The 1,548-nt window shown below is 73.1% G+C and carries 1 protein-coding gene; it reads left to right on the top strand.

Features of this window, described 5'->3' with window-relative positions:
- Positions 1–263: 263 nt before the first annotated feature.
- Positions 264–1,548, top strand: a 1,285-nt coding sequence (locus B9G38_RS17160) for an alpha-amylase family glycosyl hydrolase (protein ID WP_255375991.1), incomplete at its 3' end; no start/stop codon positions are given.

Here is a 1,548-nt window from a genome sequence, read left to right as displayed (position 1 = left end):
GTCCGGTCCAACGTGGACCAGTCGGCCGTCGTCGCCGGTGAACGCGCCGGCGGTCATCGAGTGCTCCGCCGGGTAGCGCTCCCCGCGCCGACGTTCGTGCTCGGTAAGGGCGGTACGCAGTCGCATAGACGCCCTGCGCCTGCCGGAGTAAAAGCCTTGACGACCGCGGCGGGGGAGATCCGAGCGAACCCCCGCGCGTCGGCGCTCCGACCGACGCCGAAACAAGAGCAACACCGAAGGCCCCGGGCGTCGATGGGCGTCACATGCACCACCCCGGACCCCCGCGCTTCCTCGCGACCGGCGAGCGGACCGAGCTGGCACCGAGAGATCCGGACCCCGACGCCGAGTACGCGTGGCGCGTCGCGGACGCGCCGCCCGACAGCGAGGCGACCGTCGGCGACGACGCCGTGACCGAGTTCACGCCCGACGTCCCGGGGCGCTACCTGCTCGGGCTCGACGCGCCGGACGGCGACCACCTGCTCACGGTCCGGGCGTTCCCCGCGAGCTACGAGGGCGTCGACGTCGCGGGCGGGAGCGGCACCGCGATACGCGACCGCGACGCGGACGGCGTCGACGCCCCGGTCGACTACGCCGCCCGCGAGCGACACGAGGGGGTCGGTCGGCCGCGGGTGCGGGTGGACGCAAGCGTTGTGTTCGGCGGCGGCGAGTCGCCGGACGAGGACGTCGGCGGAGGCGAGGGGGAGAGCGCCGGCGGGCGCGAGGGTGAGGCTGCCGGCGAGGCAGTTTTCACCGCGGTTCCGACGCCGAATCCTGATTCGACCCTCGACGCCGGGGATTTGGACGTGACGTTCGTCGTCGACGACCGGGACGTCGAGAGCGCGGTCGCCGAGGGGCGCACGAACCCGCGGGACGCGCTCCGGACGAGCGAGGACGGCCGCGAACTTCGCGTGCCGCTCGAGGCCGTGCCTGACCGCCTTCGCGTTCACGCCGTCTCGGTCGCGCGGGACCCGGGCGAGGACCCCCGAGTCAGCGTCGCCGACGCGGCGGCGGTCGAGCGCGTCGGCGGGAGTTCGCCCGCGGTCGCCGACGCCGCGGGCGGCGAGGCCGTGCTGACCCCCGACGCCCCGGACTTCGAGACGGTGCGGCTCAACGATCCGCCGGCGTGGACCGCGGACGCCTCGGTGTACGAGATCTTCGTCCGCACCTTCTCGGACGCCGAGGAGGGCGAGGCGTTCGACGCGATCGCGGAGCGGATCCCGGAGATCGCGGACATGGGCGTCGACACGCTGTGGCTCACGCCGGTCCTCGGCCACGACGGGAAGCCGCACGGCTACAACATCGTCGACTTCTTCGACACCGCGGACGACCTCGGCGACCGCGCCGACTTCGAGGCGCTCGTCGAGACCGCCCACGACCACGGGATGCGCGTGCTGTTCGACTTCGTCGCCAACCACACCGCGCGCGACCACGAGTGGTTTCGGGACGCCTACGAGAATCCGGAGTCGCCGTACCGCGACCGCTACGAGTGGCAGGAGTCCGGGGAGCCGGGCACCTACTTCGACTGGGAGCTGATCGCGAACCTCAACC

It is taken from the genome of Halorubrum sp. SD612 (assembly GCF_002135005.1).
This window is presented reverse-complemented; position numbering and strand designations above follow the sequence as displayed.